The sequence below is a fragment of the Acidovorax sp. LjRoot38 genome (assembly GCF_964252975.1).
Classification (GTDB): domain Bacteria; phylum Pseudomonadota; class Gammaproteobacteria; order Burkholderiales; family Burkholderiaceae_C; genus Acidovorax; species Acidovorax facilis.
In genome coordinates this window covers 153721-179548 of record NZ_CAXUPT020000009.1, presented here as the reverse complement: position 1 = coordinate 179548, position 25828 = coordinate 153721, and the positions used below count along the sequence as shown (strand labels likewise).

Here is a 25828-nt window from a genome sequence, read left to right as displayed (position 1 = left end):
CCCCAAGCCAGTGCCACCGTGGAACCGGCTTCGCCGGGCCAGGGGTGGTGTCCCCCTTCAGGGGGAAGGCGAGCAGCGCCTCAGGGGGTCAGTCCAGCTTCGCGCCCGACTTTTTCACCGCCTCGGCCCAGCGTGGCATTTCGGACGCCAGGAATTTCGCGAAGTCCTCCGAGCCCAGAAACGCCGGGTCGGCCCCCTGGCTCACCATGCGGTTGCGCACATCGGGCATCTGCAGCACCTGGCCGAAGGCCTCGCTGAGCTTGTTCACAGCCTCCTTGGGCGTGCCGGCCGGGGCCAGAAAGCCATAGAAACCCACCACCTCGAATCCCTTGATGCCGCTCTCGATCACCGTGGGCACATCGGGCAGTGCGGGGTTGCGCTCCTTGCTGGTCACCGCCAGGGCGCGCACCTTGCCCTGTTTGTGGTACGCGGCGGCCTGGGGAATGCTCTCGGCCATGAACTGCACCTGCCCGCCCATGAGGTCGGTGAACGCCGGGGCGCTGCCCCGGTAGGGGATGTGCACCATGAACAGACCCGTGGCGGTCTTGAACATCTCGGGCACCAGGTGGCTGATGCCACCATTGCCCGCCGAGCCAAAGTTGACCTGGCCCGGCTTGGCCCGGGCGTAGTCCATGAACTCCTTGAGGCTCTTGGCAGGCACGTTGGGGTTCACCAGCAGCGCCAGTGGCTGCATGGCGGTGCGCGCAATCGGCACAAAGTCCTTGAGGGTCGAATACGGCAACCGGCTGTAGAGCCCCGGGTTGATCACCATCACACCCGTGTTGGCCAGCATGATGGTGTGGCCGTCGGGCGGTGCTTTCATCACGTCCTGCGCGCCCACGGTGCCACCGGCACCGGCCTTGTAGTCCAGCACCACCGGCTGGCCGAGCACGGCCTGCAGCTTATCGGACAGCAGGCGTGCATGCTGGTCCAAAGGCCCGCCAGCCGGGAAGCCCACGACCACACGTATGGGTTTGGACGGAAAAGCCTGTGCGTGCACGGCAGCGGAAAGGGCCAAGCCCGCAGCCAGGGTGATCCAGGTACGCAGCAGCTTCATGGGGAATGTCTCCAGCAGTCGGTGTAGGGGGCTTCGTCAGCGGCGGGTCAAACCGCCAATACCCATGACATGGCACGCCATAGGGGCGGCACCAAGGCTATCAGACACAAGGGCGCCAGAGCCCCCAAAACCACCCCTCGCAAACCCTCAAAACACGTGACGGCTTGCTGAAAGCTTCAAACTTTCCAGCCCCGCACCAGCACCCACTGGCAGGTAGCGCAGGCCACAACCAGGGCGGCATAGGTCAGCATCTTGCCGTCACGCCCCCACAGCACCAGCCCCGCTGCGAGCACCGCCACACCCACGGCAAACAGAATCACCCAGCGCAGCCACACCGACATCGCCGAGGCACTGCGGGAGCCCACCAGACGGCCCGAAAGCACCAACACCAGCGCCATGGCGGCGGCGGGTGCAACAAAGTTGAGAAGGTGGTTGGCGATGTCCAGTGGACCCATGGAATTGACCCAAATCAAGGCTTGAACAAGCAAGGCCGCCTGTTCGGGCCAACAATTTTATAATCGCAGCTTATGGCAGTCTGGGCCCTCGGCATCAACCACACCACCGCGCCGCTCGATCTGCGTGGCCGGTTCGCGTTCGCGCTCGACCAGATTGCCCCCACATTGCACGGTTTGCGCCAGTCGCTGGGCACCACCAGCCGCCACCCCGGGGTGGAAACAGCCATCATCTCCACCTGCAACCGCACCGAAATTTACTGCGCGGGCGAGCAGGCAGCCATGGACCATACGCTGGGCTGGCTGGCCCAGAGCGGCGGCGTCAGCCCCGCGCTGCTGCGCTCGCACTCGTACACCTTGGAAGACAGCCTCGTCGCACGCCACGCCTTCCGCGTGGCCAGCGGGCTCGATTCGATGGTGCTGGGCGAGGCGCAGATCCTTGGCCAGATGAAAGACGCCGTGCGCGCCGCCGAAACCGCTGGCGCCCTGGGCACCACGCTCAACCAGCTGTTCCAGCGCAGCTTTGCCGTGGCCAAGGAAGTGCGCAGCAGCACCGAGATTGGTGCACACAGCATCAGCATGGCCGCCGCCGCAGTGCGTCTGGCGGGCCAGCTGTTTGAAGACATCTCCGAGACCAAGATTTTGTTCGTCGGCGCGGGCGAGATGATCGAGCTGTGTGCCACGCACTTCGCCGCCAAGAACCCCAAGGCCATCGCCATTGCCAACCGCACCCTGGAGCGCGGCGAAAAGCTAGCCACCCGGTTTGGCGGCGAGGTGATGCGCCTGGCCGACCTGCCCGAGCGCCTGCACGAGTTCGACGCCGTCATCAGCTGCACCGCCAGCAGCCTGCCCATCATCGGCCTGGGCGCCGTAGAACGCGCTTTGAAGAAGCGCCGCCACCGCCCCATGTTCATGGTCGATCTGGCCGTGCCGCGCGACATCGAACCCGAAGTGAAAGCGCTAGGCGATGTGTACCTGTACACCGTGGACGACTTGGCCACCGTGGTGCAGACCGCACAGGCCAACCGCCAGGCCGCCGTGGCCCAGGCCGAGGCCATCATCGACGCGGGCGTGCAGAGCTTCATGCACTGGATGGAGCTGCGCAGCCCTGTCGGCCAAGCCGGTGGTGTGGTACCGCTGATTCAGCAGCTCAACGCCCAGACCGACGAGTGGCGTGCACTGGAAATCGCGCGCGCCAAGAAGCTGCTGGCCAAGGGCGAGGATGTGGACGCCGTGCTCGAAGCGCTCTCGCGTGGCCTCACGCAGAAGATGCTGCACGGCACACTGGCCGAGCTGCGCGCGGGCGACGCCGAGATGCGCGCCCAGACAGCACAGACCGTCTCGCGTCTGTTCCTGCGCTCGCAAAGCAAGACGCCCAACAACAACGGCCTGTAGCGGCGCTCGCCCGCTCCGCAGCCGCCCCGGTTTTCATCAAAATCGGCCCCTAGCGCTTGATACACAAGCGCCACAAGCTACCAAATATGTAGCAAACCATTTTTCCAGAATTCCATGAAACCCTTTCTCCGAAGCCAGCTGGAGCGCTACGCACAGCGCCTGGGCGAACTCGACTTCCTGCTCTCGCGCGAAGACATCATGAGCGACATGGCGCAGTACCGGCGCATCTCCGTCGAGCATGCCGAAGTCACGCAGGTCGCCGGCCGCTACGCCCGCTACCAGCAGCGTGAGGCCGATCTGGCCGGCGCGCGCGAGATGCTGGCCGACCCCGACATGGCCGAGATGGCGCAGGAAGAAATCACCAGCGCCGAGGCCGAGCTGCTGCAGCTGGAAGACGAACTGCAGCGCCTGCTGCTGCCCAAGGACCCCGACGACGCCCGCAACGCGTTTGTGGAAATCCGCGCGGGCACGGGCGGCGACGAATCCGCCCTGTTTGCGGGCGACCTCACGCGCATGTACACCCGCTACGCCGCCAACGTAGGGTGGAAGGTGGAGGTGGTGAGCGAGAACGCGGCCGAGTTGGGTGGCTACAAGGAAATCGTGCTGCGCATAGAGGGTGACCATGTTTACGGGGCTCTCAAATTCGAATCCGGCGGCCACCGCGTGCAGCGCGTGCCCGCCACCGAAACCCAGGGCCGCATCCACACCAGCGCCTGCACCGTGGCCGTGATGCCCGAGCCCGACGAGCACGAGGCCATCAAGCTCAACCCGGCAGACCTGCGCATCGACACCTTCCGCGCCAGCGGCGCTGGCGGCCAGCACATCAACAAGACCGATTCGGCCGTGCGCGTGGTGCACTTGCCCACCGGCATCGTGGCCGAATGCCAAGACGGCCGCAGCCAGCACAGCAACAAGGCCAAGGCGCTGCAAGTGCTGCAGGCACGTATCCAGGAAAAGGAGCGCAGCGAGCGCGCCGCCAAGGAGGCCGCGCTGCGCAAGGGCCTGATCGGCAGCGGCGACCGCAGCGACCGCATCCGCACCTACAACTTCCCGCAAGGGCGCCTCACCGACCACCGCATCAACCTCACGCTGTACAAGCTGCTGCAGGTGATGGAAGGCGACCTGGGCGATGTGCTGCAGGCACTGGCCCACGCCCGCGAGGCCGAACAGCTCGAAGAGCTGGAGATGGGTACCGCAAGCTGAACCATATTCAGAATTTGAACCATATTGGCCTCTAGCGCTTATCTGTCATGCGCTAGCCGCTATTAAATCAATAGTGACCAACACATCCCCCACCCTCGCCCAGGCACTGAACCAGGCCCACACCCTGGGACTGGCGCGCATCGACGCGCAACTGCTGCTGCTGCACACCCTGGCGCGCCACGACGCAGGCCGCGCCTGGCTGCTGGCGCACGACACGGATGCGATGGAAGAGGCAGCACATGCCCAATTCATCGCCCTGTGCCAGCGCCGCTTGGCGGGCGAGCCGGTGGCCTACCTCACGGGACGCAAGGAGTTCTACGGCCTACCGCTGCAGGTGGACGCCCGCGTGCTGGACCCACGCCCCGATACCGAAACCCTGGTGGACTGGGCACTGGAAGTGATCGCCCCGCTGACATCGCCGCGCGTGGTGGACCTGGGCACCGGCAGCGGCGCGATTGCACTGGCGCTGCAAAGCCAGCGCGCTGACGCCAGGGTACTGGGGGTGGACGCGAGTGCCGATGCATTGGCCGTGGCCCAGGCCAATGCACAGCGGCTGGGTTTGCCGGCGCGGTTTCAGCGTAGTGATTGGCTGCAAGGCGTGGATGGTTTTTTTGACGCGATCATCTCCAACCCCCCCTACATCGCCAGTACCGACCCCCACCTGGCCGCGCTGACGCACGAACCCCTGCAGGCCCTGGCCAGCGGCGCAGACGGCCTCGAAGACATCCGCACCATCGTCGCCCAGGCGCCCGCGCACCTGCAGCCGGGCGGCTGGCTGCTGCTGGAGCATGGCTACGACCAGGCCGAAGCCGTGCAGGCCCTGCTCGCCACCCAGGGTTTTGCCTTGGTACAAAGCCGCAATGACCTCGCGGGCATTGCGCGTTGCTCGGGCGGGCAGTGGCCGCTGGCGCAGACAGTGAAATAATCCACCCCATTGCGGGCTTTCAAAACCCCACGCCCGCCAGCCCCTTTCAAGGAGTATTCCCATGAGCGACACCCAACAACGCATCGACACCCTCGTCAAATCCAGCGACATCCTGCTGTTCATGAAGGGCAACGCCAGCTTCCCCATGTGTGGCTTCTCGGGCCGCGCGATCCAGATCCTCAAGGCCTGCGGCGTGGACCCCAAGAGCGTGGTGACCGTCAACGTGCTCGAAGACGACGAAATCCGCCAGGGCATCAAGGAATACAGTAACTGGCCCACGATCCCGCAGCTGTATGTGAAGGGCGAGTTCATCGGTGGCTCGGACATCATGATGGAGATGTACGAGTCGGGCGAACTCAAGCAGGTGCTGGGCACCGAAGGCTAAAGCCCAAACCCCCTACGTTCTCCAGCCGCCTTCGGGCGGCTTTTTGCTGCCCGGTCACAACACCGACATCCACAAAAGCAAAGACATATCTCACAACACGTACCACTGGATACATCGCCATACCGCAACTGCGGTATGGCGCAAGCCTCGCCGCATTTGTAGCCTGCAAGCGTTACAACATGCAAGAGAGAGGGCACCATGTACAGAACGTTCGGCACGGCTTGTCGGGCTCTTCGCCCCGGAGCCATAGCAATATTCGCCCTGAGCCTTGCGGGGTGTGCAAACTGGAGTTCGGTCTACCGAAACCAGACTGTTGTGGACACATCTGGTGGACGGCAATCCATCGTCATCACCGATGCCAAGCAGCGTGCCATTCACTACATCCAACACGGTTCGGGCGCAAACGCAAAGCTGAAACTGTGCGCAGAACAGGCTCCGGACATCTTCTCAGTGCTCACCGCTACGGCTTCGGGTGAGTTGTCGGTCAAACCCGAGCAGAAAGAATTAGCAGCCAAAGCAGCAGCAGCCTTGGCGGAATCAGGCGGCGCCATTGAGCGCTCTCAGACTGTGAACATCCTGGCCATGTCGATGTACCGCACCTGCGAGCGCTTTCTGAACGGCGAAATCGGTCGCACCGAACTCAGTTGGCAAGCCGCACGCGATCAACGCGTGATGATTTCCGTACTGGCCATCGAGCAGCTGACCAACTTGATCCGCCCACAAATTCGTCAGTCCTCCACACTGAGTGCCGGCACCGTAGGTGCCGCTGCCGCAGCCTATACAGAGCAGTTGGCAGCCGCCAGAGCGAAATGGGAGGCGGCGGACAAGGCCAAAAACACGGCACAAACGGCACATGTGGCCGCCCTGGCAGCAGCCCAACTGCCTGCGGGCAAGGGCTGCTCGGACATACAAAAAGAACCCGACAAGGACGCATGCGCGGCCAAGGAAGACACCCTGCAACAAGCAAAAGCCACGGCTACGGACACCCGCAGATATTACGAAGCAATCCTTGAGAAGAATGATGCGATCCAAATGGCTGTCAAAGGGGCCATCGCCAGCCAAGATAAATCAACAAGCGTTTTTCCAACCATAGACCCCACGACAGTCAGCATTATATCTCAAACTGTCTATAAAATCGCAGTGCTGGGTTCAACAATAGATTACAAAATGGAAGGCTGCCTAAATGCCAGAGCTAAGTGGCTAGATCGCGCAGAAAACACAAACAGTGAACTATTTCAGCGACTCAGAGAGGACTTGAATTCCTCTTGCAATGAAGGAGCGGCAAACACAGCAAATGAAACGCTGAACAAACCTACCGAAGACAAAAATCTCACCGGCATTGCAACCGGCGATGGAACTTCCTCAATTGCACCTATCAAGATTGCTGCAGAAAAACTCTTTATTTACCCTCAGGTTGCCACCGACACGCAACGCGAATCGCTGGATAGCCTTCTTAAAGCCAACTCAAAAGGCATCTCCAACACCATCTTCTATCGCACAGAAAAAATTCCAGGATATACAGGTGGAAATTTTCTGCGCTACTTTCAGCTGGATGACAAGGTGAATTGCGACAATGTCAATAAATTCTTGAATGCCATAATCAATACAAAAATCAGCTGTATACATGTGCGCGGCTACGAAAGCAAAGTATCACTCGGTCAAATGGAAGTATGGCTTGGCCCAGAAACAGTTATTCCAAAAAAATAAGTGCCATGAAAATAAAAAAATTCATTTTTATCTGCCTTACCCTGGCTAGCAGCATATTCATTTTTCCACATTCTGTACACGCTCAAGGGGGAACATCAGATCAGTGCATAGTAATTCGAGGTGCCACAGGCAACCCCAACTGCTCAGGCTCGTCAGGTTCGACGCACCATGGGAACAGCAACTCGGCCAACAGGAACCAACAAATACAAAACGCCATCGGTGCTTTCGGAGCAGCCATGGAGCAATCCGCCAGACAACAGGCGGAACGCGAGCGGCAGGAAGATGCGCGGCGCCAGCAGGAAGAGTGGAACCGACAGCAACAAGAGCGTGCACGCCAGCAGCAGATTAACCAGCAGGTGCAGGCTGCCATTCAACAGGCACAGCAAGACCCGTCACTCAATCCCTTCGGCAAAGGCGCGGACTCTCCTTTAGCTGGTGGCAATGGCGCTCCTCCTCAAGATCCATCCGCCGACCTGACTGGTCAGGCCTGCAAATGGCTGGTGGTGCGTGACGAGGAAAGCTGTGGCTCGCGCTCGTGCTTTTACAGCGAAGGCCAGACAGTGGCTTTCGGCCCGCGCGCCTACCGGTGTGAAAGCGGGCGCTGGGCCAAGGTGCGGGATTGCAATCAATCCCTCAACGATCTCAGAAAAAAAGAATGCCAACGAGATATTGTGAGCATCTTCGGTTCGCCTAGCACCAAAGAGGTACCGTCCCAAAAAATTCACAAAGAAGACTGATCACGCACAAATTAATTAAATCACCAGAAAATCATGACATTTAATTCATCACACTTTCAACCAAAAAAAATAGCGTATCTCTGCATCTTCACAGCGACATTTCAAACAAATTTAGCAAGCTCGCAGGAGCCCCCATTTTTAAAAGCAAAAAGGGCAGAAGACAGTGTACTAACTGCAAATGGCGGATTAAAGAATGGCGTTGGTAAAGCGATGCTCAATCGTTTTAATAAAGAGTGTCCTAACTCCTACTCTACAGGCGCAGGAGCTAACGCATCACCTGATAGCCCCGAAGTTTATTGCCAATTTCTCGCACGACGAACGGTTGGCGCACTTTTCTACGATGACCTAAACCAAGAAGCTAGGCAGTTATATTCAAAAATGCTGCCCAATGACTTCAAAACCTTCTCCAACTTCAACTGCGGTTTTTCGTATTCATTCGGCAGCTATGCGATTCAAGGGGCTTATATAGAATATATTTTTGACACCACAAAAGACCCTGTTCATGCGTACATGTGCAACTTCCTCGTCAATCCACTGGAAAATTACGAAAGTAACGGCAGTTTAAGACTCTCAGAATTTATTGAGTCCACCAAAAATACGAATTCTAAAAATCAGATCGAAACACTACACAGCAGCATACTCATCCCAATAGGGAAATTCAATTCAGAGAAAAATGCCGTACATGAAAGAATCAAAAATGACTTCTTATCAGACAACAAAGCAATATACTGCAAGGCAGCCAATGAATTTGATAACTATTCAATCAAAGAAGCCACCCTCCTAAAAAATGCTGTCAACCACATGCCAAAAATTGGCCTACCGGCCAACCTAATAACACCAATAAAAAATCGAATTAGCTTCCTTGAAGGAATATTTGGCGCAAGCAAAACTGGCGAAGGTTGTTAATTCATTCAGCCAACAACTGCTAGAAACGCGAAGGAAACCACGATGTATTTGACGCAAATTCAATACAATATCATCGGGCGCGTTATCAACACCATCGAAACCGGCAGCCCCGAGGGCGACTATGGAGCAATTTCCATCTACGCCGATGGCCCGCACGACATCCGCCAGATCACCTACGGCCGCGCTCAGACCACCGAATACGGAAATCTGCGTAAGTTGGTGCAGATGTATGCAGCGGCGGGTGGTCTGTATAGCGCCCAGTTAGCCGGTTACGCGCCGTACGTGGGGAGCAAGGCACTTACGGATGACATGGCTTTCCGTGGCCTGCTGCGCGATGCGGGGCGCAAGGACCCCGTGATGCGTGCGGTTCAGGACAGGTTCTTTGCGGAAACTTACTTCGATCCAGCCATGCGCTGGGCGGATGACAACGGCTTCATTAAGGCACTGTCCGCCCTGGTGATCTACGACTCCTTCATCCACAGTGGCGGCATTCTTTGGCTACTGCGTCATCGATTTACCGAGAGTCCGCCCGCCAGCGGGGGCCGCGAGGAGGTTTGGATCGATGAGTACGTTCGAGCACGCCACGACTGGCTGAGCAACCACGCTCGACCAGTGGTGCGCAAGTCCAAATACCGGACCGAAGGCCTCATGGCCCAGATCGAAGCGGGTAACTGGGACTTGTTCACAGAGCCCATTCGTATGAATGGGACGGATGTTTTCAGCGGCTGATCAAACTAGATCTGCAAATATTCAGAGCCAGGCATCGGAGACGCAAATGACAGAGGCAGCAGATTCGCCACAGCCACAGCCACAGCCACAGCCACAGCCACAGCCACAGCCACAGCCACAGCCACAGCCACAGCCACAGCCACAGCCACAGCCACAGCCACAGCCATCGCCATCGCCATCGCCATCAAGACCATGCGATGACCGAACCCTCGCTCCCATAACGCCATTCGAGGCTGTGTTCGGGCGCCATATCGGTAACGTGATTTTCACCAACCTGTTTGGTTTGATGATTCTGGTGTTTCTGGCATGGGCGTGCATGCAATTGGGTGCAGACGACAAGGCAAAGCTGGGATATGCCTTGGTTGGCCTCACAGGCATGCTGCTTGGGTGGGGCTGCGGGATGTATTTCGCACCCTACGGGAGCGAACTGAGCAAGCTCTTGACGATAGGCCAAGCGGTTTCGGCCTTTGCATCCGGGTATTTGGTGAGCAAAGTAGACCGCTTTGTCGAGGCCTCGCTCTTCCCAAAAGATGGTGGTGTCCCCGCCAGTGATTGGCTTGGTGCAGCCATCTTTGCGGCGGCATTTTTGAATGCAGCGCTCGTAGTGTACAGCAACCGCTCCTACTTTCGAGAGCACTAACACGAGGCGAACACGGTGCGCCATACCCTTTTGACCTTGCAGCTCCGACGCTCAAAATGAGACCCTGCCTATATCGCGAATGGATGGAGATTCAATATGAGACCACTTGTTTATCCCGCTGATTGGCTTTCTCGCGATCAGCCGCCGCCTCTGGCAGACTTTGGCCGTCGACTTTTGGCCGAGGGCGACTCATGGTTCACCATCGGTACGCTGAATCTGCTGGCTGCGTCCAACGTGCTGTTCAAGCTGGAGGTCAGTCAGACAACGGCTATCGTGAATTGTGCCTACCCCGGTGACACACTGCAGCACATGGTGGAGTGGTTCAACGACCCTTACTTTGACCGCCTGCTGAGCAAAAAGAACTTTGCACGCTACTGGGAGGGTATTTTGATTTCGGCGGGTGGCAATGATTTGATTGATGCAGCCCAAGTACCGCCCGAGCGTAAGGATGGCACACCAGTCCCACGCCATCAGCGACTGCTACTCACCGCAGAAGAGGCAGCCACATCACCTGGCACGGGTGCTGAGCGTTTCATCAGCGAAGCTGGGTGGGACAACTTCGTCTCCTACATGCTTGCCAACTTTGCGGAATTGGTCGCGCGCCGCGACCTGGGGCCCAGCAAGGGTCGCCCCATCTTTCTACACACTTATGCAACACCCACCGTACGGCCATCGGGCACCGTGGGCTCGCCACAAGGGTGGCTATACCCGGCACTGCTACGCTACGGATTGACCGGCGATGCAGCCCAAGATGTATGTGACTTGCTATTTGGCCGTTTGCGCGCCTTTTTGCTGGCACTGGACGAAAGCAGCGGCGAGCCCGAAGCGCAGCCACAAGTGCATGTATTTGATTCAGCAGGGTTGACGACCATACAACGCGCCGACGCGCAAGCTAGCGATTTGTCTGGGCATTGGGTGAACGAGATTCATCTGAGCCCAGATGGCTACGGCGAGTTGGGCGTAGCTTTTGGGCCTTGGATGGAAAGCCACTTGGCCAACTATCCATAGCCATCAGTTGGCAGTCTGGTCCACTGGCTTTGGCAGACACAAGGGTCCTAGGCCTCATCCCCATGTAAACGCTTGTAGAAGTTGCACGATCTCTGCTTGCCGGTGGCAGCCCGTCTTGGTCAGCAGGTTCTTCGCATGCGTACGCGCAGTGTGCCAACTGCACCCTTGTGCCTGCGCGAAATCTTTGACAGTTCGGCCTTGGGCCAGCATGAGCGCAAGACGCGCTTCAGTTTCTGTCAGCCCCAGTGCTGTACAGATATGTTCCACAGTTTTGACAGCCAGCGTGGAAGACCACACGAGCAATGCATAGGGTACGGCGTGCAGGGCAGCCGCCAAAGGATGACTGGCGCGCAAAGGCAGGATATGAACAAAGCACTCGCCGCCACAGTGCTCGCTGGATGCAATGCGAACGATGCCCGCACGTGCGAAGTCTCCGGATCGACAGGCTTCGGCTACACGGTGCTCTAACAAGCGTTGACTCTCTGGGTCGCTCGCGTGCAGCACTCCTTGGCAGGACGTAAAACGGGTTTGGCCTGCAAAAACATGCTCGGCGGCAGCATTGGCATAGCGAACATGTAGCCCAGCATCGACCACGGCCAGCGCTTGGGGCAAAGCATCCAAGGCTGCAGCCCCCAGTGCCGCCTGCACTGCTAGCTGGTTTGCGCGGTAGCGCAGCTTGTTGGCCCGAACCAAGTGGGGCACCAGAGAGGTGACCAGCGTTTGCTCTTCGGAACCAAAGGGCGGCTGGTCAAGATGACGAATGAAACCAAGGAAGTCACGAGAACTGGCGCCGTCGCGCAAAGGAATCCCCAACGTGTGCCGCATACGGAGTTCAGCCAGGAACTCTGTGTAAATCGGCGCCCTGTCCAGGGTGGCGCGGTCTAGCTGTTCGTGGTCGCACCACACGGCGCCTTCGGTGAACTGCCACATGGCAGGCAAGCGAATGTCCTGCGGGGCGTAGTGCCTCTCAAAGGCCGCCACCTTTTCTGACGGAGCCTCCCCACCCGCCATGGATGCGGCAATGCTTTGCACACTGAAGTCCCGGCATCCAATGTCGAGCTGGTGGAAGGCAGCACACTGCAGCGATGCCTGGATTGTCTGCAACGCGCCCATCCATTGGGTTGGCTCCAGGATGCCCTCATACAAGGACGTTGTGATCGCGTCGGTGACTGAGTGGAGGCCCATAGTTCTACGCTATCCACGTATGAGCGACCGGACCAATACACCGATTTCGGCTTGTCGGTGCATCCCCGTTTTGCGCAGGAGATTTTTGGCATGGGTGCGGGCTGTGTGCCAACTGCAACCCTGCAACTGGGCAAAGTCCTTGACTGTGCGCCCTTGCGAAAGAAGCAGCGCCAAGCGCGCCTCTGCCTCGGTCAACCCCAGTGCTGCCCCAATATGAGACACCTGAAGCGTTGAATCAGCCGACACCCAGATCAGCAATGCATAGGGTTGTGCGCGATGCCACTGCGCCAGTGGATGTGTGGACTGCAGTGGCAACACATGCACAACCCGCGAAGCCGCCTGGGCACCTGCGCTGACGCCGCGTGCACCTCCTAAGTGCAGCGTGCCGCCCTGCGCTCCACCGTTGGCTTGGCATGCAGCTGCTACACAGTTCATCAAGCTCTGTTGGACGTGGGGTGAATCTGCGTGCAAACGGCCATGGCGAAACTTCAAACTGCCGTTGCGTGCCAGTTCCTTACGTGCTACCGGATTCAAGTATTGCACGGTACATTGGGCATCCACCAGCACCAGCGCTTGGGGCAAGGCATCCAATGCTGCGATGCCCAATCCAGCCTGCGCAGCAATGCGTCCGACATGCACCCGCAGACGCGATGCACGCAGCAGATCGGGCATCAAGGCTCGCAAAAGGTCGCGGGTATCGTCTTCGAAATGACGTTGACCTACTTCGCGTATGACGCAAATCCACTCCCGAACCGCCCCATCATCGAAGACGGGTACACCGAGAGTATGGCGATAGCCCAGCGGAGCCAGCCAATCAGCGTAGATGGCATTGCGCGACATATCTCGGGGGGAAAAGTGCTCATGATCCAGCAGGATTCCACCGACCGGCATCGTCATGACGATGGGGATGCGGGGGTCGTTGGCAGCATGATACGTTTCGTACTCCCGCACTTTCTCAGCAGGCTGAACATCGTTCGCCACCCCGCTTACAACGCAGTGTGCATGCCGATCCCAAGCTACGTGATGGAAAACGCCATCATCTGCCGCTACCCGCAAGCCATCCAGCGCTTCAACCCAAGTTTCAGCGCAGGCGATTCCTTCGTAAAACTGCCCCGCAAGTTTTTTGATCTTCTCTGTGCGTGCCATGCGCAACAACCTCCGTGTCGGCAACCCTCTCGCCAGATAGTCCTACTATGCAACATATAGACACATTAGTGAAAGCGCGTAGAAGGAATTCATTGAGAAGCGGGCATGTTGTGTGCTTGAATGGTTGCGTGACGTAACCATCACAGGAGCATGCAATGACCAGCCATAGCCTTGTTCCCCAGCCACCCGCCCTGCGCTTGCCGGTGGCCCAGATGCGCAATGTGTTCCACCCCGGTGACGTCGAGCGCAAGCTCGCACGGTTGCAGGAGTCGGGCAACCAGCGCGAATACGAAACCCTGCGCACCGTGTACGAACGCATGCTGGAACGTGGTCCGGAGCGCTTTCAGGTCAAGCCCTCGGGCATCCCCGACATGGCCAGCCTGTACGAGCAGTTGCCCAACTTCACCGAGGTGCTGGACGACGTCAAGCGCCACATGGCGCTGGCGCAGGACAGCAGCGATGGCCTGGAGGTCACGCCCATGCTGCTGCTGGGCCCGCCCGGCATCGGCAAGACCCACTTTGCGCGCCACCTGGCCGAGCTGCTGGGCACGGGCATGAACCTCTTGCCCATGAGCTCCATGACCGCAGGCTGGCTGCTGTCGGGCTCGTCCGCACAGTGGAAGGGCGCGCGCCCGGGCAAGGTATTCGAGGCGCTGGTGGAGGGCGAATACGCCAACCCCGTGATCGTGGTGGACGAGATCGACAAGGCCAGCAGCGATGCGCAGTACGACCCGCTGGGTGCGCTGTACAGCTTGCTGGAGTACGACACCGCCCAGAGCTTTACCGACGAGTTTGCGGAGGTGGCCATCGACGCCAGCCAGGTGATCTGGATCACCACCGCCAACGACACGCGCGGCATCCCCGACCCCATCCTGAACCGCATGAACGTGTTCGAGGTGGAGGCGCCCACGCTGGAGCAGGCGCGCACCATTGCCCGCAACCTGTACCAGGGCATCCGCGCGGGGCACGACTGGGGCCGCCTGCTGGATCCGGAGCCGACGGACGACGTGCTGGACCACCTGGCACAGATGCCCCCCCGTGAGATGCGGCGTGCGCTGATGACGGGCTTTGGCAATGCGCGGCTGGACCGCCGGTCCACCGTGGAGATTGCTGATCTGCCCAAGGCGGCGTCAGGGCGCAGCCGCATCGGTTTCGTGCAATAACAAGGCCCACGCCGCCAGTCCTGCGCTCGCCCGCAGGACTGGCCTTCGGGGCCCCAACCCCGAAGGCCCACCAGGCCCCCCGGTGTGTGCACACCTGGGGTAGGTGCCTGCAGAACGCCCAGATACACTCAGTCATCCGGTGTGCCGCAGCGCCACGCTCCGTCGCCATTCATGACCCTCTCCCAAAGCCTCTTTGTCATCGGGCTGCTGATTGCAGCCAGCGCCTTTTTCTCCATGGCCGAGATCTCGCTCGCCGCAGCGCGCCGCCTGCGCCTGCGGCAGATGGCCGACGAAGGGGATGCCAGGGCGGACCAGGTGCTGCGCATGCAGGAGCAGCCGGGCGACTACTTCACCGTGGTGCAGGTGGGGCAGAACGCCGTGGCCATCCTGGGCGGTATCGTGGGCGAAGGTGCGCTGAGCCCCCACTTCACCACGCTGTTCGGCCTGTGGCTGTCGGAATCAGCCGCGCAGAAGGCGGGCTTTCTCGCCTCGTTCCTGGTCATCACCTCCCTTTTCATCCTGTTTGCCGACCTGTTCCCAAAACGCCTGGGCATGGCCGAGCCCGAGCGGCTGGTGGTGCGGCTGGCGCAGCCCATGGCCTGGTGCATGGCACTGTTGCGCCCTGTGGTGTGGTTCTACAGCCGGGGGGCGGATGCCCTGTTCCGGGTGCTGGGTATGTCGTCGCTGCGGGACGACCGCATCACCTCGGACGACATCCTGGCGATGATGGAAGCGGGTGCGCGTGCCGGCGTGCTGGCCGCCCGTGAGCAGCAGGTCATCACCAATGTGTTCGAGCTGGACACGCGCATGGTGTCCAGCGCCATGTCCCCCCGCGACCGTGTGGCCTTCTTCTTGCGCGACGAGCCGGACTCCGTGATCCGCCTGCGCATTGCTGCCGAGCCTTTCTCCACCTACCCCGTGTGCGAGGGGGACATCGACCATGTGGTGGGCTATGTGGATGCCAAGGACCTGTTCCAGCGCGTGCTGAACAACCAGCCCATTTCGCTGGCCGATGACAGTCTGGTGCGCAAGGTGCTGATCGTCCCAGACCGGCTCACGCTGTCGGAGGTGCTGGAGCAGTTCCGCCAGGTGCACGAAGACTTTGCTGTCATCGTCAATGAATACAGCCTGGTGGTGGGCGTGGTCACCCTGAACGATGTGATGAGCACCGTGATGGGCGACCTGGTCGGCCCGGCGGATGAAGAGCAGATTGTGCGGCGCGATGAAAACTCGTGGCTCATCGACGGCGTCACACCGGTCGAGGACGTGCTGCGCGCACTGTCGCTGGACGAGCTGCCCCACGCGGGCGACTACGAAACCCTGGCCGGGTTCCTGATGGTGATGCTGCGGCGCGTTCCGCGCCGGACGGACAGCGTGAGCTGGGGTGGCTACAAGTTCGAGGTGCTGGACGTGGACAGCTACCGCATCGACCAGGTCATGGTGTCTCGCCTCGGTACCGCCCAGTCAGCAGGTTCCGGCCAGACCATCCAGGCCTCCCCAGCAGACAGCGCTACGCCGACTTCGACCTAGGCCTGTGGGCGAACGGGCACCATCGGCTTTTCGGGAGCTGACTCCCGTTGCCGCTTGCAGAGTTTCAGACAATCAGCCAAATTGGCATTTAGCGCTTGATGGATAAGCACAAACAGCTATATAAACAATAGCAAATCAGGCAGCAGGCAGCTGTGAACCCTCGGCGAACAACCAGTTGCGCTGTGCGCGAAACACGGCGTCCGGATACGGCGAACGCCCCCGGCTGCCGTTGTAACGCCCCAGCGCCATGAACAGGTCGCCCCGCTCCCGGTCGATGTAGTGCCGCAAGATCACACAACCAAAGCGCAGATTGGTCTGCATGTGAAACAACTTGCCCGGGTCACCATCCCCAATCACCCGTGTCCAGAAGGGCATGACCTGCATGTAACCACGTGCGCCCACGCTGGACACCGCGTATTTGCGGAACGCACTCTCCACCTGGATCAGGCCCAGCACCAGGGACACATCCAGCCCGGCACGCTTGGATTCGTACCAGGCGGTCTGCAGGAAGTCGCGACGGACCTCCCATTCGGGCTTGCGGCGGCGCAGGCGGTCGCTCATGGCGGCGAGCCAGCGCACGTAGTGAATGCGGGCTTCGGTGGTGAAAAAATGGGGCTCTGGCGGTGCCTGGTTGGCAATGGCCGAACTGAGGGCGGTGCGCACAGAGTCCATCAGGGGCTCTTCCAGCTGCCCGCCCGCATGGGCCAGCGAGGGCGCCGCCAGCCAAGCCGCAGGTGCAGACAGAGCCGACAGCGCCGTCAGGCACACGCGCCGGGAGACACAGCCCCCATCATCGGGAGCTCTGCCCGCCGCAGAAACCAGCCGCGCCGTGTTCATACCGCCATGCGGCCCTTCACGTGGGCCAGGATGTCTGCCACCGCCACCTTGGTGGCCGCAGGGTCGCGGCGGTGCTGGTACTCGACCACACCGTCTTTGAGGCTCTTGTCGCCAATGGTCACGCGGTGGGGCACACCGATCAGTTCCCAGTCGGCAAACATGGCACCGGGGCGCTCACCCCGGTCATCCAGGATCACGTCCACACCCGCAGCCAGCAGATCGGCATAGAGCTGCTCGGCCGTGGCCTTGACGGCTTCGCTGCGGTCCATGCCCACGGGGCAGACCACCACGGTGAAAGGGGCAATCGCGTCGGGCCAGATGATGCCGCGCTCGTCGTGGTTTTGCTCGATGGCCGCAGCGGGCAAGCGCGTGACGCCAATGCCGTAGCAGCCCATTTCAAAAAATGCGGGCCTGCCGTCGTCACCAAGGAAGGTGGCGTTCATGTCCTTGCTGTATTTGGTGCCCAGGTAGAACACATGACCCACTTCAATACCGCGCTCAATCGCCAGCTCGCCCTTGCCGTCGGGCGAGCGGTCGCCCGCCACCACATTGCGCAGGTCGGCCACGGCGTCGGGCTCGGGCAGGTCGCGGCCCCAGTTGACGCCGGTGATGTGGAAGTCCACCTCATTGGCGCCGCAGATCCAGTCAGCCATCAGGGCGACTTCGCGGTCGGCCACGATCTTCAAAGGCTTCTTCAGGCCGATGGGGCCTAGGTAACCGGGCTTGCAGCCGAAATGGTCTTCGATTTCGCCCACCGTGGCAAAACGGAAACCCGCCAGCCCCGGCACCTTGCCCACCTTGATCTCGTTCATGTCGTGGTCGCCGCGCAGCAGCAGCAGCCAGACCTGGGTCTTGACAATTTCGCCGGCTTCGTTGGTTTCGTCTGTAGCCAGCACGAGCGACTTGACCGTAGTGTTCAGAGGCACGCCGAGCAGTTCTGCCACATCGGCGCAAGTGCTCTTGCCAGGCGTGGCCGTTTTGGTCAACTCCTGAGTGGCTGCGCCGCGTGGGCCGGCAGGGGCCAGCGCTTCGGCTTTTTCCATGTTGGCGGCGTAGTCGCTCTGTGGGCAGTAGACGATGGCGTCTTCGCCCGTGGCAGCGATCACCTGGAACTCTTCGGAGAGGTCGCCACCGATGGCACCACTGTCGGCCGCCACGGCGCGGTAGGTCAGGCCAAAGCGGTCAAAAATGCGGCGGTAAGCCTGCGCCATGACCTGGTAGCTGGCCTTGGCCGAGGCTTGGTCACGGTCGAAGCTGTAAGCATCCTTCATGATGAACTCGCGTCCGCGCATCAGGCCGAAGCGCGGACGGCGCTCGTCGCGGAACTTGGTCTGGATCTGATAGAAGTTCTTCGGCAGCTGCTTGTAGCTCTTGAGCTCCTGGCGCGCAATGTCAGTGATCACTTCTTCGCTGGTGGGCTGCACCACGAAGTCGCGCCCGTGGCGGTCCTGGATGCGAAGCAACTCGGGGCCCATCTTTTCAAAGCGACCCGTTTCCTGCCACAGCTCGGCGGGCTGCACCACAGGCATGGTCAGTTCCACGGCGCCTGCACGGTTCATTTCCTCGCGCACGATGGCCTCTACCTTGCGGATCACCCGCAGCCCCATGGGCATGTAGTTATAGATGCCAGCGCCCAGCTTCTTGATCAGCCCCGCCCGCGTCATGAGTTTGTGGCTGACCACTTCGGCATCCGCCGGAGCTTCCTTGAGGGTGGAAATAAAGAATTGGGAGGCTTTCATCGGAATCGATTGCAGGCAGAACGGGGCCGTCCACTTGCTGCGCGCTAGGCGCCGTGCATAATGGACACAGTTTAAAAATTTGGGGTTTGATTATGCTTGACCGGGACGGCTTTCGGCCGAACGTCGGCATCATCCTGCTCAACCAGAAAAACCAGGTGTTCTGGGGCAAGCGTATACGCACCCACAGCTGGCAGTTTCCGCAGGGTGGCATTGACCGGGGAGAAACCCCCGAGCAAGCCATGTTCCGTGAGCTGCATGAAGAAGTGGGCTTATTGCCCAACCACGTACGCGTGGTGGCCCGCACCCGGGACTGGTTGCGCTATGAGGTGCCTGACCGGTACATCCGCCGCGATGCACGCGGACACTACAAGGGCCAGAAACAAATCTGGTATCTGCTTCAACTGGTAGGACACGACTGGGACCTGAACCTGCGTGCCACCAACCATCCGGAATTCGACGCCTGGCGCTGGAATGACTACTGGGTTCCGCTGGATGTCGTGGTCGAATTCAAGCGTGGCGTCTATGAAATGGCGCTGACGGAACTGGCCCGCTTCCTGCCTCGCCACGAGCAGCGCAACCGCTACCTGCGCAGTGGCATGCGCACGCGCGAGGGCGAACACGCGGGCACCATGTTTCGGACGGGGTCCATGTTGATCAATCCGGGCATGGAGCTTCCACCGGGGGCCAGTTTCGATCCGGATCCGCAGAACAGTGTGCCTGGAGAGCTGGACGGACTGCCTGCGGTCACCACGCCGCGTTAATTCATTGGCGAGGCGATCGCCAGTCCCATGAAAAACGCCTGCAAATCGCAGGCGTTTTTGTTGGTGGACTAATGGTGTCTTTGAGAAGCTACGTTGGCTGCTGGCTTTCGCCGTCAGCTGGCGGCCAGCACCATGTTGTCTCGATGCACCATCTCTGGCTCGGCAACGTAACCCAGAAGCTTTTCGAATTCGGTCGAAGGCTTGCGGCACAACATTCTGGCCTCGGCCGCAGCATAGTTGGCCAAGCCACGGGCAATTTCGGTGCCGGATACGTCGCGCACGGCAATCACGTCGCCGCGCGAAAAGTCACCCTCCACAGCCGTCATACCGATAGGCAGCAGGCTCTTGCCTTCATCACGCACCTTGGCCGCAGCCCCCGCGTCCACCACCACCGAGCCGCGCAATTGCAGGTGATCGGCCATCCACTGTTTGCGGGCTTGCTTTTTTTGCGTCTGGGCCACCAGCAGCGTACCCAGCGCCTCGCCTTGAACGAGGCGAACCAGCACATCGGATTCGCGCCCCCAGGCAATGACTGTGGAGGCGCCAGAACCAGCAGCACGCTTGGCCGCGAGGATCTTGGTGATCATGCCGCCCTTGCCAATGCTGGAACCCGCACCACCGGCCATGGCCTCCAGCGCTGGGTCGCCGGCCTTGGCTTCGTGCACAAACTGCGCGGACGCATCGCGGCGCGGGTCGGCCGTGTACAGGCCCTTCTGGTCGGTGAGGATGATCAGCGCGTCGGCCTCGACCAGGTTCGCCACCAGTGCGCCCAGGGTGTCGTTGTCGCCGAACTTGATTTCGTCGTTGACGACGGTGTCGTTCTCATTGATCACCGGCACCACACCCAGGCGCAAGAGCGTCAGCAGGGTCGAGCGCGCATTCAGGTAGCGCTCGCGGTCGGCAAGGTCAGCATGGGTGAGCAACACCTGTGCGCTGCCCATGCCTTGCTCGCGCAGCTTGGTTTCGTACATCTGCGCCAGCCCCATCTGCCCAACGGCAGCGGCGGCCTGCAGCTCGTGAACTTCGTTCGGCCGCGTGGTCCAGCCCAGGCGCTTCATGCCTTCGGCAATGGCGCCACTGGACACCATCACAACCTCGCGCGGCAGCCCGCCATCGCCACGCACCAGAGCCGCCAGCTGACGACTCCACTCGCCAATGGCGGTTTCGTCGAGGCCACGGCCCTCGTTGGTCACAAGACTGGAGCCCACCTTGACCACGATGCGGCGGGCGTCACGCAATACGCTGGAAACCATTTTTTAAGTTTTTTTGGCCGCTAGCGCTTATCCAAAAAGCGCCAATAGCTATTATTAATATAGCAAATGAGAACGCAGACCGTGACTGCAAATCAGGCTGGCGCATCCCCTGCAAAACGTGGATCAATTTCCACTGGCTCGTTCTCCACCCGCTGTTCGGACTGCACATGGCGGAAGATGGCATGGATCAGCGGCTCGCAGCCTTCACGCGTGAGGGCAGAAATCTCAAACACCGGCCCCTTCCACTTGAAGCGCTTGACGAAATCCTTCACACGGGCTTCCCGCTCTTCGGTGGGCACCATGTCCAGCTTGTTCAGCACCAGCCAGCGCGGCTTGTTGTACAACTGCTGGTCATACTTCTTGAGCTCGTTGACGATGGCTTTGGCCTGAGCCACCGGGTCCACCGCATCGTCGAAAGGCGCCAGATCCACAATGTGCAGCAGCAGGCGGGTGCGCTGCAGATGGCGCAGAAACTGGTGCCCGAGGCCCGCACCTTCCGAAGCGCCTTCGATGAGACCGGGAATATCAGCCACCACAAAACTCTGCTCCGGCCCCACGCGAACCACACCCAAGTTGGGATGCAGCGTCGTAAAGGGGTAGTCTGCAATCTTGGGGCGGGCGTTGGACACCGCCGTGATGAAGGTGGATTTACCCGCATTGGGCATGCCCAGCAGGCCCACGTCGGCCAGCACCTTCAATTCCAGCTTCAGGTTCTTCTTCTCGCCGGGCCAGCCTGGTGTCTTCTGGCGCGGGGCCCGGTTGATAGCGCTCTTGAAGCGCATATTGCCAAAGCCGCCATCACCACCCTTTGCAATGGTGATGACCTCGCCCGGGTTCAGCAGCTCGTAGAGCACCTCGCCCGTTTCGGCGTCTGTGATGATGGTGCCGACCGGCATCTTGAGGGTGATGTCGGCACCAGCCTCACCAAACATATCCGATCCCATGCCATGCTCGCCCCGCTTGGCCTCGTGCCTGCGCGAATAGCGAAAGTCCACCAGGGTGTTCAGGTTCGGATCAGCCACGGCAAACACATGCCCACCGCGACCACCATCCCCACCGTTGGGACCGCCGAATTCCTTGTACTTTTCGTGCCGAAAAGACACGCAGCCATTGCCACCATCACCGGCGGCAATGTCAATAAAGGCTTCATCGACGAACTTCATGGGATATCCAGTTTACAAAAGGGCGCAGCACCGGCAGCAGACTGCCTGATTCTGTCGGAACCGCGGAACGCCTTGCAGGCGCCGTCTGCCGACGACTTGAGCGCCATCGTACAGACCAAACAACAAAGCCCCGGCAAAGCGGGGCTTCGATGGCTACCAGAGGAATGAACCTCAGGCAGGAGTCACATTGACCGTGGACTTGGACAACGCACCCTTGGTACCGAACGACACGTGGCCGTCCACCAGTGCGAACAAGGTGTGGTCCTTGCCCACGCCGACATTGTTGCCGGGGTGGAAACGCGTGCCCCGTTGGCGCACGATGATCGAGCCAGCGCTGATCAGTTCACCACCGAACGCCTTGACACCCAGCATCTTTGGCTTGGAGTCACGTCCGTTTCGCGTAGAGCCGCCGCCTTTTTTCTGTGCCATGACTAGCTCCTTTGATTAAGCAGCAATCGCACCGATTTGCAGCTCAGTGAACTGCTGGCGATGGCCTTGGCGTTTTTGATAGTGCTTGCGACGGCGCATCTTGAAGATATGCACTTTGTCGTGCTTGCCGTGGGCCACGACAGTGGCTTTCACGGTTGCGCCGGACACCAGGGGCGTACCAACCTTCAGTTCAGCGCCGTTGCCGACAGCCAGAACCTGGTCGATCACAATTTCCTGGCCTACGTCCGCAGCAATCTGTTCTACTTTAATTTTTTCGCCGGAAGCAACGCGATACTGCTTGCCGCCGGTTTTTATGACCGCGTACATGTTGACCTCTTGATATGAGTTCTGCAGACGAATTTCTGCAGAGCCCAAGAGTATAGCGCATTGCTATACAACACGCCACCCCCGCTTTCAGCGACAGCATCGCCGCCTCGATGGTCGCAACGAAGCACCTCCGGGGCTTCCTATAATCCGGTCTCTTTCTGTGACCACCATCTTGACTGACCACACCGCCCCCGCAGCATCCCCTCTCTTGCTCGTTGCACAAGACATGCACGAGGTCGACAAGGTCATTGGTCAGCGCCTGACGTCCAGCGTCCCTCTGGTGGCCCAGATATCGCAGTACATCATTGCCGCTGGCGGGAAACGCCTGCGACCGGCACTGCTGCTGATGGTCTGCGGCGCCCTGGGGTATCGTGGCGCACATCGGCACAGCCTCGCGGCCGTTGTGGAACTGATCCACACCGCCACATTGCTGCACGACGATGTCGTGGACGCGTCCACCCTGCGCAGAGGCCGCCCCACGGCGAACGAAACCTTTGGCAACCCCGCGAGCGTGCTTGTTGGCGATTTTCTGCACACCCGCTCCTTCCAGATGATGGTCGAGGCAGGCAGCATGCGGATCATGGAGATACTCTCGGAGGCCACCAACGTGATCGCCGAGGGTGAGGTGTTGCAGCTGATGAACATGCATGACGCATCGCTCGACGAAGCGGGCTACCTGCGCGTCATTCGCTCTAAAACCGCCAAACTGTTTGAAGCCAGCGCACGCCTCGGCGCAGTACTCGCCGAGAGCTCGCCTGAAATTGAGGAAGCTTGCGCAACCTACGGACAAGCGTTGGGCACCGCTTTCCAGATCATTGACGACGTCCTCGACTACGACGGGGATGCGACTGAGATGGGGAAAAACCTGGGGGACGATCTGCGCGAAGGCAAGTCCACCCTCCCCCTCATCGCGGCCATGGAGCGCGGCACCGAAATTCAGGCGCAGGTCGTGCGCCAAGCCATTGAACAAGGCTCGACCGAACAACTGACAGACATCGTGCAAATCGTCCGCGAGACCGGCGCATTGGAGGTCACACGGGCCGCCGCCTTTGGCGAGGCCCGCCGGGCCATGGCGGCTGCAGAGCAATTACCAACCAACGCATATTCAGCAGCTTTGCTAGAATTGGCTGCACAGTTGCTTACAAGACGCAACTGATCTGCCCATTGCATCAGCTTCTGAGCGCAATCGTGGCACACGGGGTGTAGCTTAGCCTGGTAGAGCGCTACGTTCGGGACGTAGAGGCCGGAGGTTCGAATCCTCTCACCCCGACCATAAATACAAGAGCATTTTCAGCAATAGCGCCCTTTTTGTGGTGCTGTTGCCAATCTCGAATCTCTGTACAGCCTTCAGATGATCGGTGATGATAGGATGGTTTCTTTTCCACACCTAACATATTTCCGGTTACATGGCCGCTGTCGATACTGCCCCCAAAGAAGCCTCCGCAGTGGCCCTCCCCGGATTGGGCAGGGCCCTGATGTCTGCTGGCAAGCTGACCCAAAAGGCAGCAGAGGACATTTACAAAAAATCACAAACTAGCCGGACCAGCTTTATTGCCGAACTGACCGGTTCTGGCGCGGTGTCAGCTGCCGACTTGGCCCATACCGTGTCGGCTGTGTTTGGCGCACCCTTACTCGATCTGGATGCGATTGATCCGTTAAGGCTTCCGAAAGAACTGCTCGACGGCAAGATATGCCAAGCATATCGGGTTGTTGTGCTCAGCAAACGGAATAATCGGCTGATTGTTGCGACTGCAGACCCTACGGACCAGGAAGCAGCTGAAAAAATAAAATTCACCACCCAGATGGGGGTGGACTGGATTATTGCGGAGTACGACAAGCTCAGCCGCCTGGTAGAAACCACCACCAAATCGGCCAGTGAGTCTTTGGAAACGCTGACGGGTGGTGGTGGTGATTTTGAATTTGACGACGCGCCCATCGAAGAGGCACCAGACAACAACGATACCGGGGCTACTGATGTAGAAGATGCTCCCATCGTCAAATTCTTGCACAAAATGCTGCTGGACGCATTCAATATGCGTGCGTCGGATTTGCATTTTGAACCTTATGAGCATCAATACCGCGTGAGATTTCGGATTGATGGTGAATTGCGAGAAATCGCGTCCCCACCAATAGCCATCAAGGACAAACTGGCATCTCGCATCAAGGTGATTTCTCGCCTGGACATTTCTGAAAAGCGGGTACCGCAAGACGGGCGCATGAAACTCAAGGTGGGCCCGGACAGAGTCATTGATTTCCGGGTCAGCACCCTCCCGACCTTGTTTGGGGAAAAGATTGTTATCCGTATTCTCGACCCCAGCAGCGCCAAGCTGGGTATTGATGCATTGGGCTATGAACCCCAAGAGAAAGAGCGCCTGCTTGAGGCTATTGGGCGCCCCTATGGAATGATCTTGGTCACGGGCCCCACAGGCTCCGGCAAAACCGTTTCCCTGTATACCTGCTTGAATCTTCTCAACAAGCCAGGTGTCAATATTGCCACAGCGGAAGACCCATCCGAAATAAATCTTCCAGGCGTTAACCAAGTTAATGTGAATGAAAAGGCTGGACTAACCTTTGCGGTCGCCCTCAAGTCCTTTCTGCGGCAAGATCCCGACATTATCATGGTCGGCGAAATCCGTGATCTGGAAACTGCGGACATTTCCATCAAGGCAGCACAAACGGGGCATTTGGTGTTATCAACGCTTCACACCAATGATGCCCCCACCACTTTGACGCGCATGCGCAATATGGGAATCGCTCCGTTCAATATTGCTTCCAGCGTTATTCTCATCACAGCGCAGCGCTTGGCACGCAGGTTGTGCCCCGTCTGCAAAGCGCCCGCCGACATACCACATGAATCGCTGCTCGAAGCAGGGTACAAAGAAGAAGAAATTGATGGAAGCTGGGTCACCTACCGCCCCGTAGGCTGCTCCGCTTGCAACAACGGATATAAGGGACGGGTAGGCATCTACCAGGTCATGCCGATCTCTGAGGACATCCAACGTATCATCCTGCGCGACGGGAGTGCACTTGAAATCGCCGAGCAGGCGAGAGCTGAAGGCGTGCGCTCACTCCGCGAATCCGGCCTGCACAAGGCAAGACTGGGCTTCACTTCCCTAGAAGAAGTGCTTGCCGTCACCAACGAATAACGACT

General features: G+C 59.6%; 25 protein-coding genes and 1 tRNA gene. 16 read left to right on the top strand and 10 right to left on the bottom strand.

Translation table 11 applies throughout. The features are described 5' to 3' along the window. Positions 1-88 precede the first annotated feature (88 nt). Entirely contained in the window at positions 89-1057 is a 969-nt protein-coding gene (locus ACSQ22_RS17635; RefSeq protein ID WP_055399149.1) for a Bug family tripartite tricarboxylate transporter substrate binding protein, read from the bottom strand. Between the two features lie 176 nt (positions 1058-1233). Next, the gene (locus ACSQ22_RS17630; RefSeq protein ID WP_436131069.1) at positions 1234-1512 is read right to left on the bottom strand and encodes a hypothetical protein; all 279 of its coding nucleotides are present in this window, start codon (positions 1510-1512) and stop codon (positions 1234-1236) included. A gap of 72 nt (positions 1513-1584) precedes the next feature. On the opposite strand from ACSQ22_RS17630, the gene hemA reads away from it, so the two are divergent. The 10 genes from hemA (at position 1585) to ACSQ22_RS17580 (ending at position 11144) form a co-directional block, all read left to right on the top strand. Then, positions 1585-2904 (top strand): glutamyl-tRNA reductase, encoded by a 1320-nt coding sequence (gene hemA / locus ACSQ22_RS17625; protein WP_176888516.1) that lies wholly within the window; start codon positions 1585-1587, stop codon positions 2902-2904. Positions 2905-3018: 114 nt separating this feature from the next. Continuing rightward, complete coding sequence (gene prfA, locus ACSQ22_RS17620; RefSeq protein WP_121507422.1) at positions 3019-4107, top strand: peptide chain release factor 1; 1089 nt, start codon at positions 3019-3021, stop codon at positions 4105-4107. Positions 4108-4180: 73 nt separating this feature from the next. Next, entirely contained in the window at positions 4181-5032 is an 852-nt protein-coding gene (gene prmC, locus ACSQ22_RS17615) for a peptide chain release factor N(5)-glutamine methyltransferase (RefSeq protein WP_121507423.1), read from the top strand. 61 nt (positions 5033-5093) lie between these two features. Continuing rightward, complete coding sequence (grxD, locus tag ACSQ22_RS17610; RefSeq protein WP_055399159.1) at positions 5094-5417, top strand: Grx4 family monothiol glutaredoxin; 324 nt, start codon at positions 5094-5096, stop codon at positions 5415-5417. 198 nt (positions 5418-5615) lie between these two features. Beyond that, complete coding sequence (locus tag ACSQ22_RS17605; protein ID WP_436131068.1) at positions 5616-7124, top strand: hypothetical protein; 1509 nt, start codon at positions 5616-5618, stop codon at positions 7122-7124. A 236-nt stretch (positions 7125-7360) separates the two neighbouring features. Further along, entirely contained in the window at positions 7361-7861 is a 501-nt protein-coding gene (locus tag ACSQ22_RS17600; protein ID WP_436131067.1) for a hypothetical protein, read from the top strand. Between the two features lie 33 nt (positions 7862-7894). Further along, positions 7895-8767 carry a hypothetical protein gene (locus ACSQ22_RS17595; protein ID WP_436131066.1) on the top strand — a complete coding sequence of 291 codons (873 nt, stop codon included), beginning with the start codon at positions 7895-7897 and terminating at the stop codon, positions 8765-8767. Positions 8768-8809: 42 nt separating this feature from the next. After that, entirely contained in the window at positions 8810-9496 is a 687-nt protein-coding gene (locus ACSQ22_RS17590; RefSeq protein WP_436131065.1) for a chitosanase, read from the top strand. A 259-nt stretch (positions 9497-9755) separates the two neighbouring features. Beyond that, positions 9756-10136: a hypothetical protein gene (locus ACSQ22_RS17585; RefSeq protein ID WP_436131064.1), complete on the top strand. Its 381-nt coding sequence runs from the start codon at positions 9756-9758 to the stop codon at positions 10134-10136. A 96-nt stretch (positions 10137-10232) separates the two neighbouring features. Then, positions 10233-11144 carry a hypothetical protein gene (locus ACSQ22_RS17580; RefSeq protein ID WP_436131063.1) on the top strand — a complete coding sequence of 304 codons (912 nt, stop codon included), beginning with the start codon at positions 10233-10235 and terminating at the stop codon, positions 11142-11144. Positions 11145-11198: 54 nt separating this feature from the next. Here ACSQ22_RS17580 and ACSQ22_RS17575 read toward each other — a convergent pair whose 3' ends face one another. Beyond that, the gene (locus ACSQ22_RS17575) at positions 11199-12329 is read right to left on the bottom strand and encodes a helix-turn-helix transcriptional regulator (RefSeq protein WP_436131062.1); all 1131 of its coding nucleotides are present in this window, start codon (positions 12327-12329) and stop codon (positions 11199-11201) included. Between the two features lie 9 nt (positions 12330-12338). Beyond that, positions 12339-13475 (bottom strand): helix-turn-helix transcriptional regulator, encoded by a 1137-nt coding sequence (locus tag ACSQ22_RS17570; RefSeq protein WP_436131061.1) that lies wholly within the window; start codon positions 13473-13475, stop codon positions 12339-12341. A gap of 155 nt (positions 13476-13630) precedes the next feature. Between ACSQ22_RS17570 and ACSQ22_RS17565 the strand changes: the two genes are divergently transcribed. Both ACSQ22_RS17565 and ACSQ22_RS17560 read left to right on the top strand, forming a co-directional pair. Next, positions 13631-14638, top strand: coding sequence for an AAA family ATPase (locus tag ACSQ22_RS17565; RefSeq protein WP_436131060.1), 1008 nt, complete (start codon positions 13631-13633; stop codon positions 14636-14638). A gap of 171 nt (positions 14639-14809) precedes the next feature. Beyond that, positions 14810-16168 carry a hemolysin family protein gene (locus tag ACSQ22_RS17560; RefSeq protein WP_436131059.1) on the top strand — a complete coding sequence of 453 codons (1359 nt, stop codon included), beginning with the start codon at positions 14810-14812 and terminating at the stop codon, positions 16166-16168. Positions 16169-16303: 135 nt separating this feature from the next. On the opposite strand, the gene ACSQ22_RS17555 is transcribed toward ACSQ22_RS17560, so the two are convergent. Both ACSQ22_RS17555 and ACSQ22_RS17550 read right to left on the bottom strand, forming a co-directional pair. Further along, on the bottom strand, positions 16304-17005 hold the full coding sequence (locus ACSQ22_RS17555) for a lytic transglycosylase domain-containing protein (RefSeq protein WP_306553531.1): 702 nt from the start codon (positions 17003-17005) through the stop codon (positions 16304-16306). Continuing rightward, positions 17002-18744 carry a proline--tRNA ligase gene (locus ACSQ22_RS17550; protein WP_121507426.1) on the bottom strand — a complete coding sequence of 581 codons (1743 nt, stop codon included), beginning with the start codon at positions 18742-18744 and terminating at the stop codon, positions 17002-17004. The genes ACSQ22_RS17555 and ACSQ22_RS17550 overlap by 4 nt, the downstream gene beginning before the upstream one ends. A gap of 92 nt (positions 18745-18836) precedes the next feature. On the opposite strand from ACSQ22_RS17550, the gene ACSQ22_RS17545 reads away from it, so the two are divergent. After that, positions 18837-19505, top strand: coding sequence for an RNA pyrophosphohydrolase (locus tag ACSQ22_RS17545; protein WP_055399169.1), 669 nt, complete (start codon positions 18837-18839; stop codon positions 19503-19505). 113 nt (positions 19506-19618) lie between these two features. Here ACSQ22_RS17545 and proB read toward each other — a convergent pair whose 3' ends face one another. From proB to rplU, 4 genes are all read right to left on the bottom strand, one after another. Continuing rightward, entirely contained in the window at positions 19619-20758 is a 1140-nt protein-coding gene (gene proB / locus ACSQ22_RS17540; protein WP_436131058.1) for a glutamate 5-kinase, read from the bottom strand. 92 nt (positions 20759-20850) lie between these two features. Continuing rightward, positions 20851-21921: an Obg family GTPase CgtA gene (gene cgtA / locus ACSQ22_RS17535; protein ID WP_436131057.1), complete on the bottom strand. Its 1071-nt coding sequence runs from the start codon at positions 21919-21921 to the stop codon at positions 20851-20853. A 171-nt stretch (positions 21922-22092) separates the two neighbouring features. Then, positions 22093-22350: a 50S ribosomal protein L27 gene (rpmA, locus tag ACSQ22_RS17530; RefSeq protein WP_008905145.1), complete on the bottom strand. Its 258-nt coding sequence runs from the start codon at positions 22348-22350 to the stop codon at positions 22093-22095. Positions 22351-22365: 15 nt separating this feature from the next. Beyond that, positions 22366-22677 carry a 50S ribosomal protein L21 gene (gene rplU, locus ACSQ22_RS17525; RefSeq protein WP_005794184.1) on the bottom strand — a complete coding sequence of 104 codons (312 nt, stop codon included), beginning with the start codon at positions 22675-22677 and terminating at the stop codon, positions 22366-22368. A 226-nt stretch (positions 22678-22903) separates the two neighbouring features. On the opposite strand from rplU, the gene ACSQ22_RS17520 reads away from it, so the two are divergent. From ACSQ22_RS17520 to pilB, 3 genes are all read left to right on the top strand, one after another. Further along, entirely contained in the window at positions 22904-23833 is a 930-nt protein-coding gene (locus ACSQ22_RS17520) for a polyprenyl synthetase family protein (protein WP_436131056.1), read from the top strand. Between the two features lie 40 nt (positions 23834-23873). Continuing rightward, positions 23874-23950: transfer RNA gene (locus ACSQ22_RS17515), tRNA-Pro, on the top strand. A 133-nt stretch (positions 23951-24083) separates the two neighbouring features. Then, a complete protein-coding gene (gene pilB / locus ACSQ22_RS17510) occupies positions 24084-25823 on the top strand; it encodes a type IV-A pilus assembly ATPase PilB (RefSeq protein WP_176888507.1) in 1740 nt (579 codons plus the stop codon). The last annotated feature ends 5 nt before the right edge of the window (positions 25824-25828 follow it).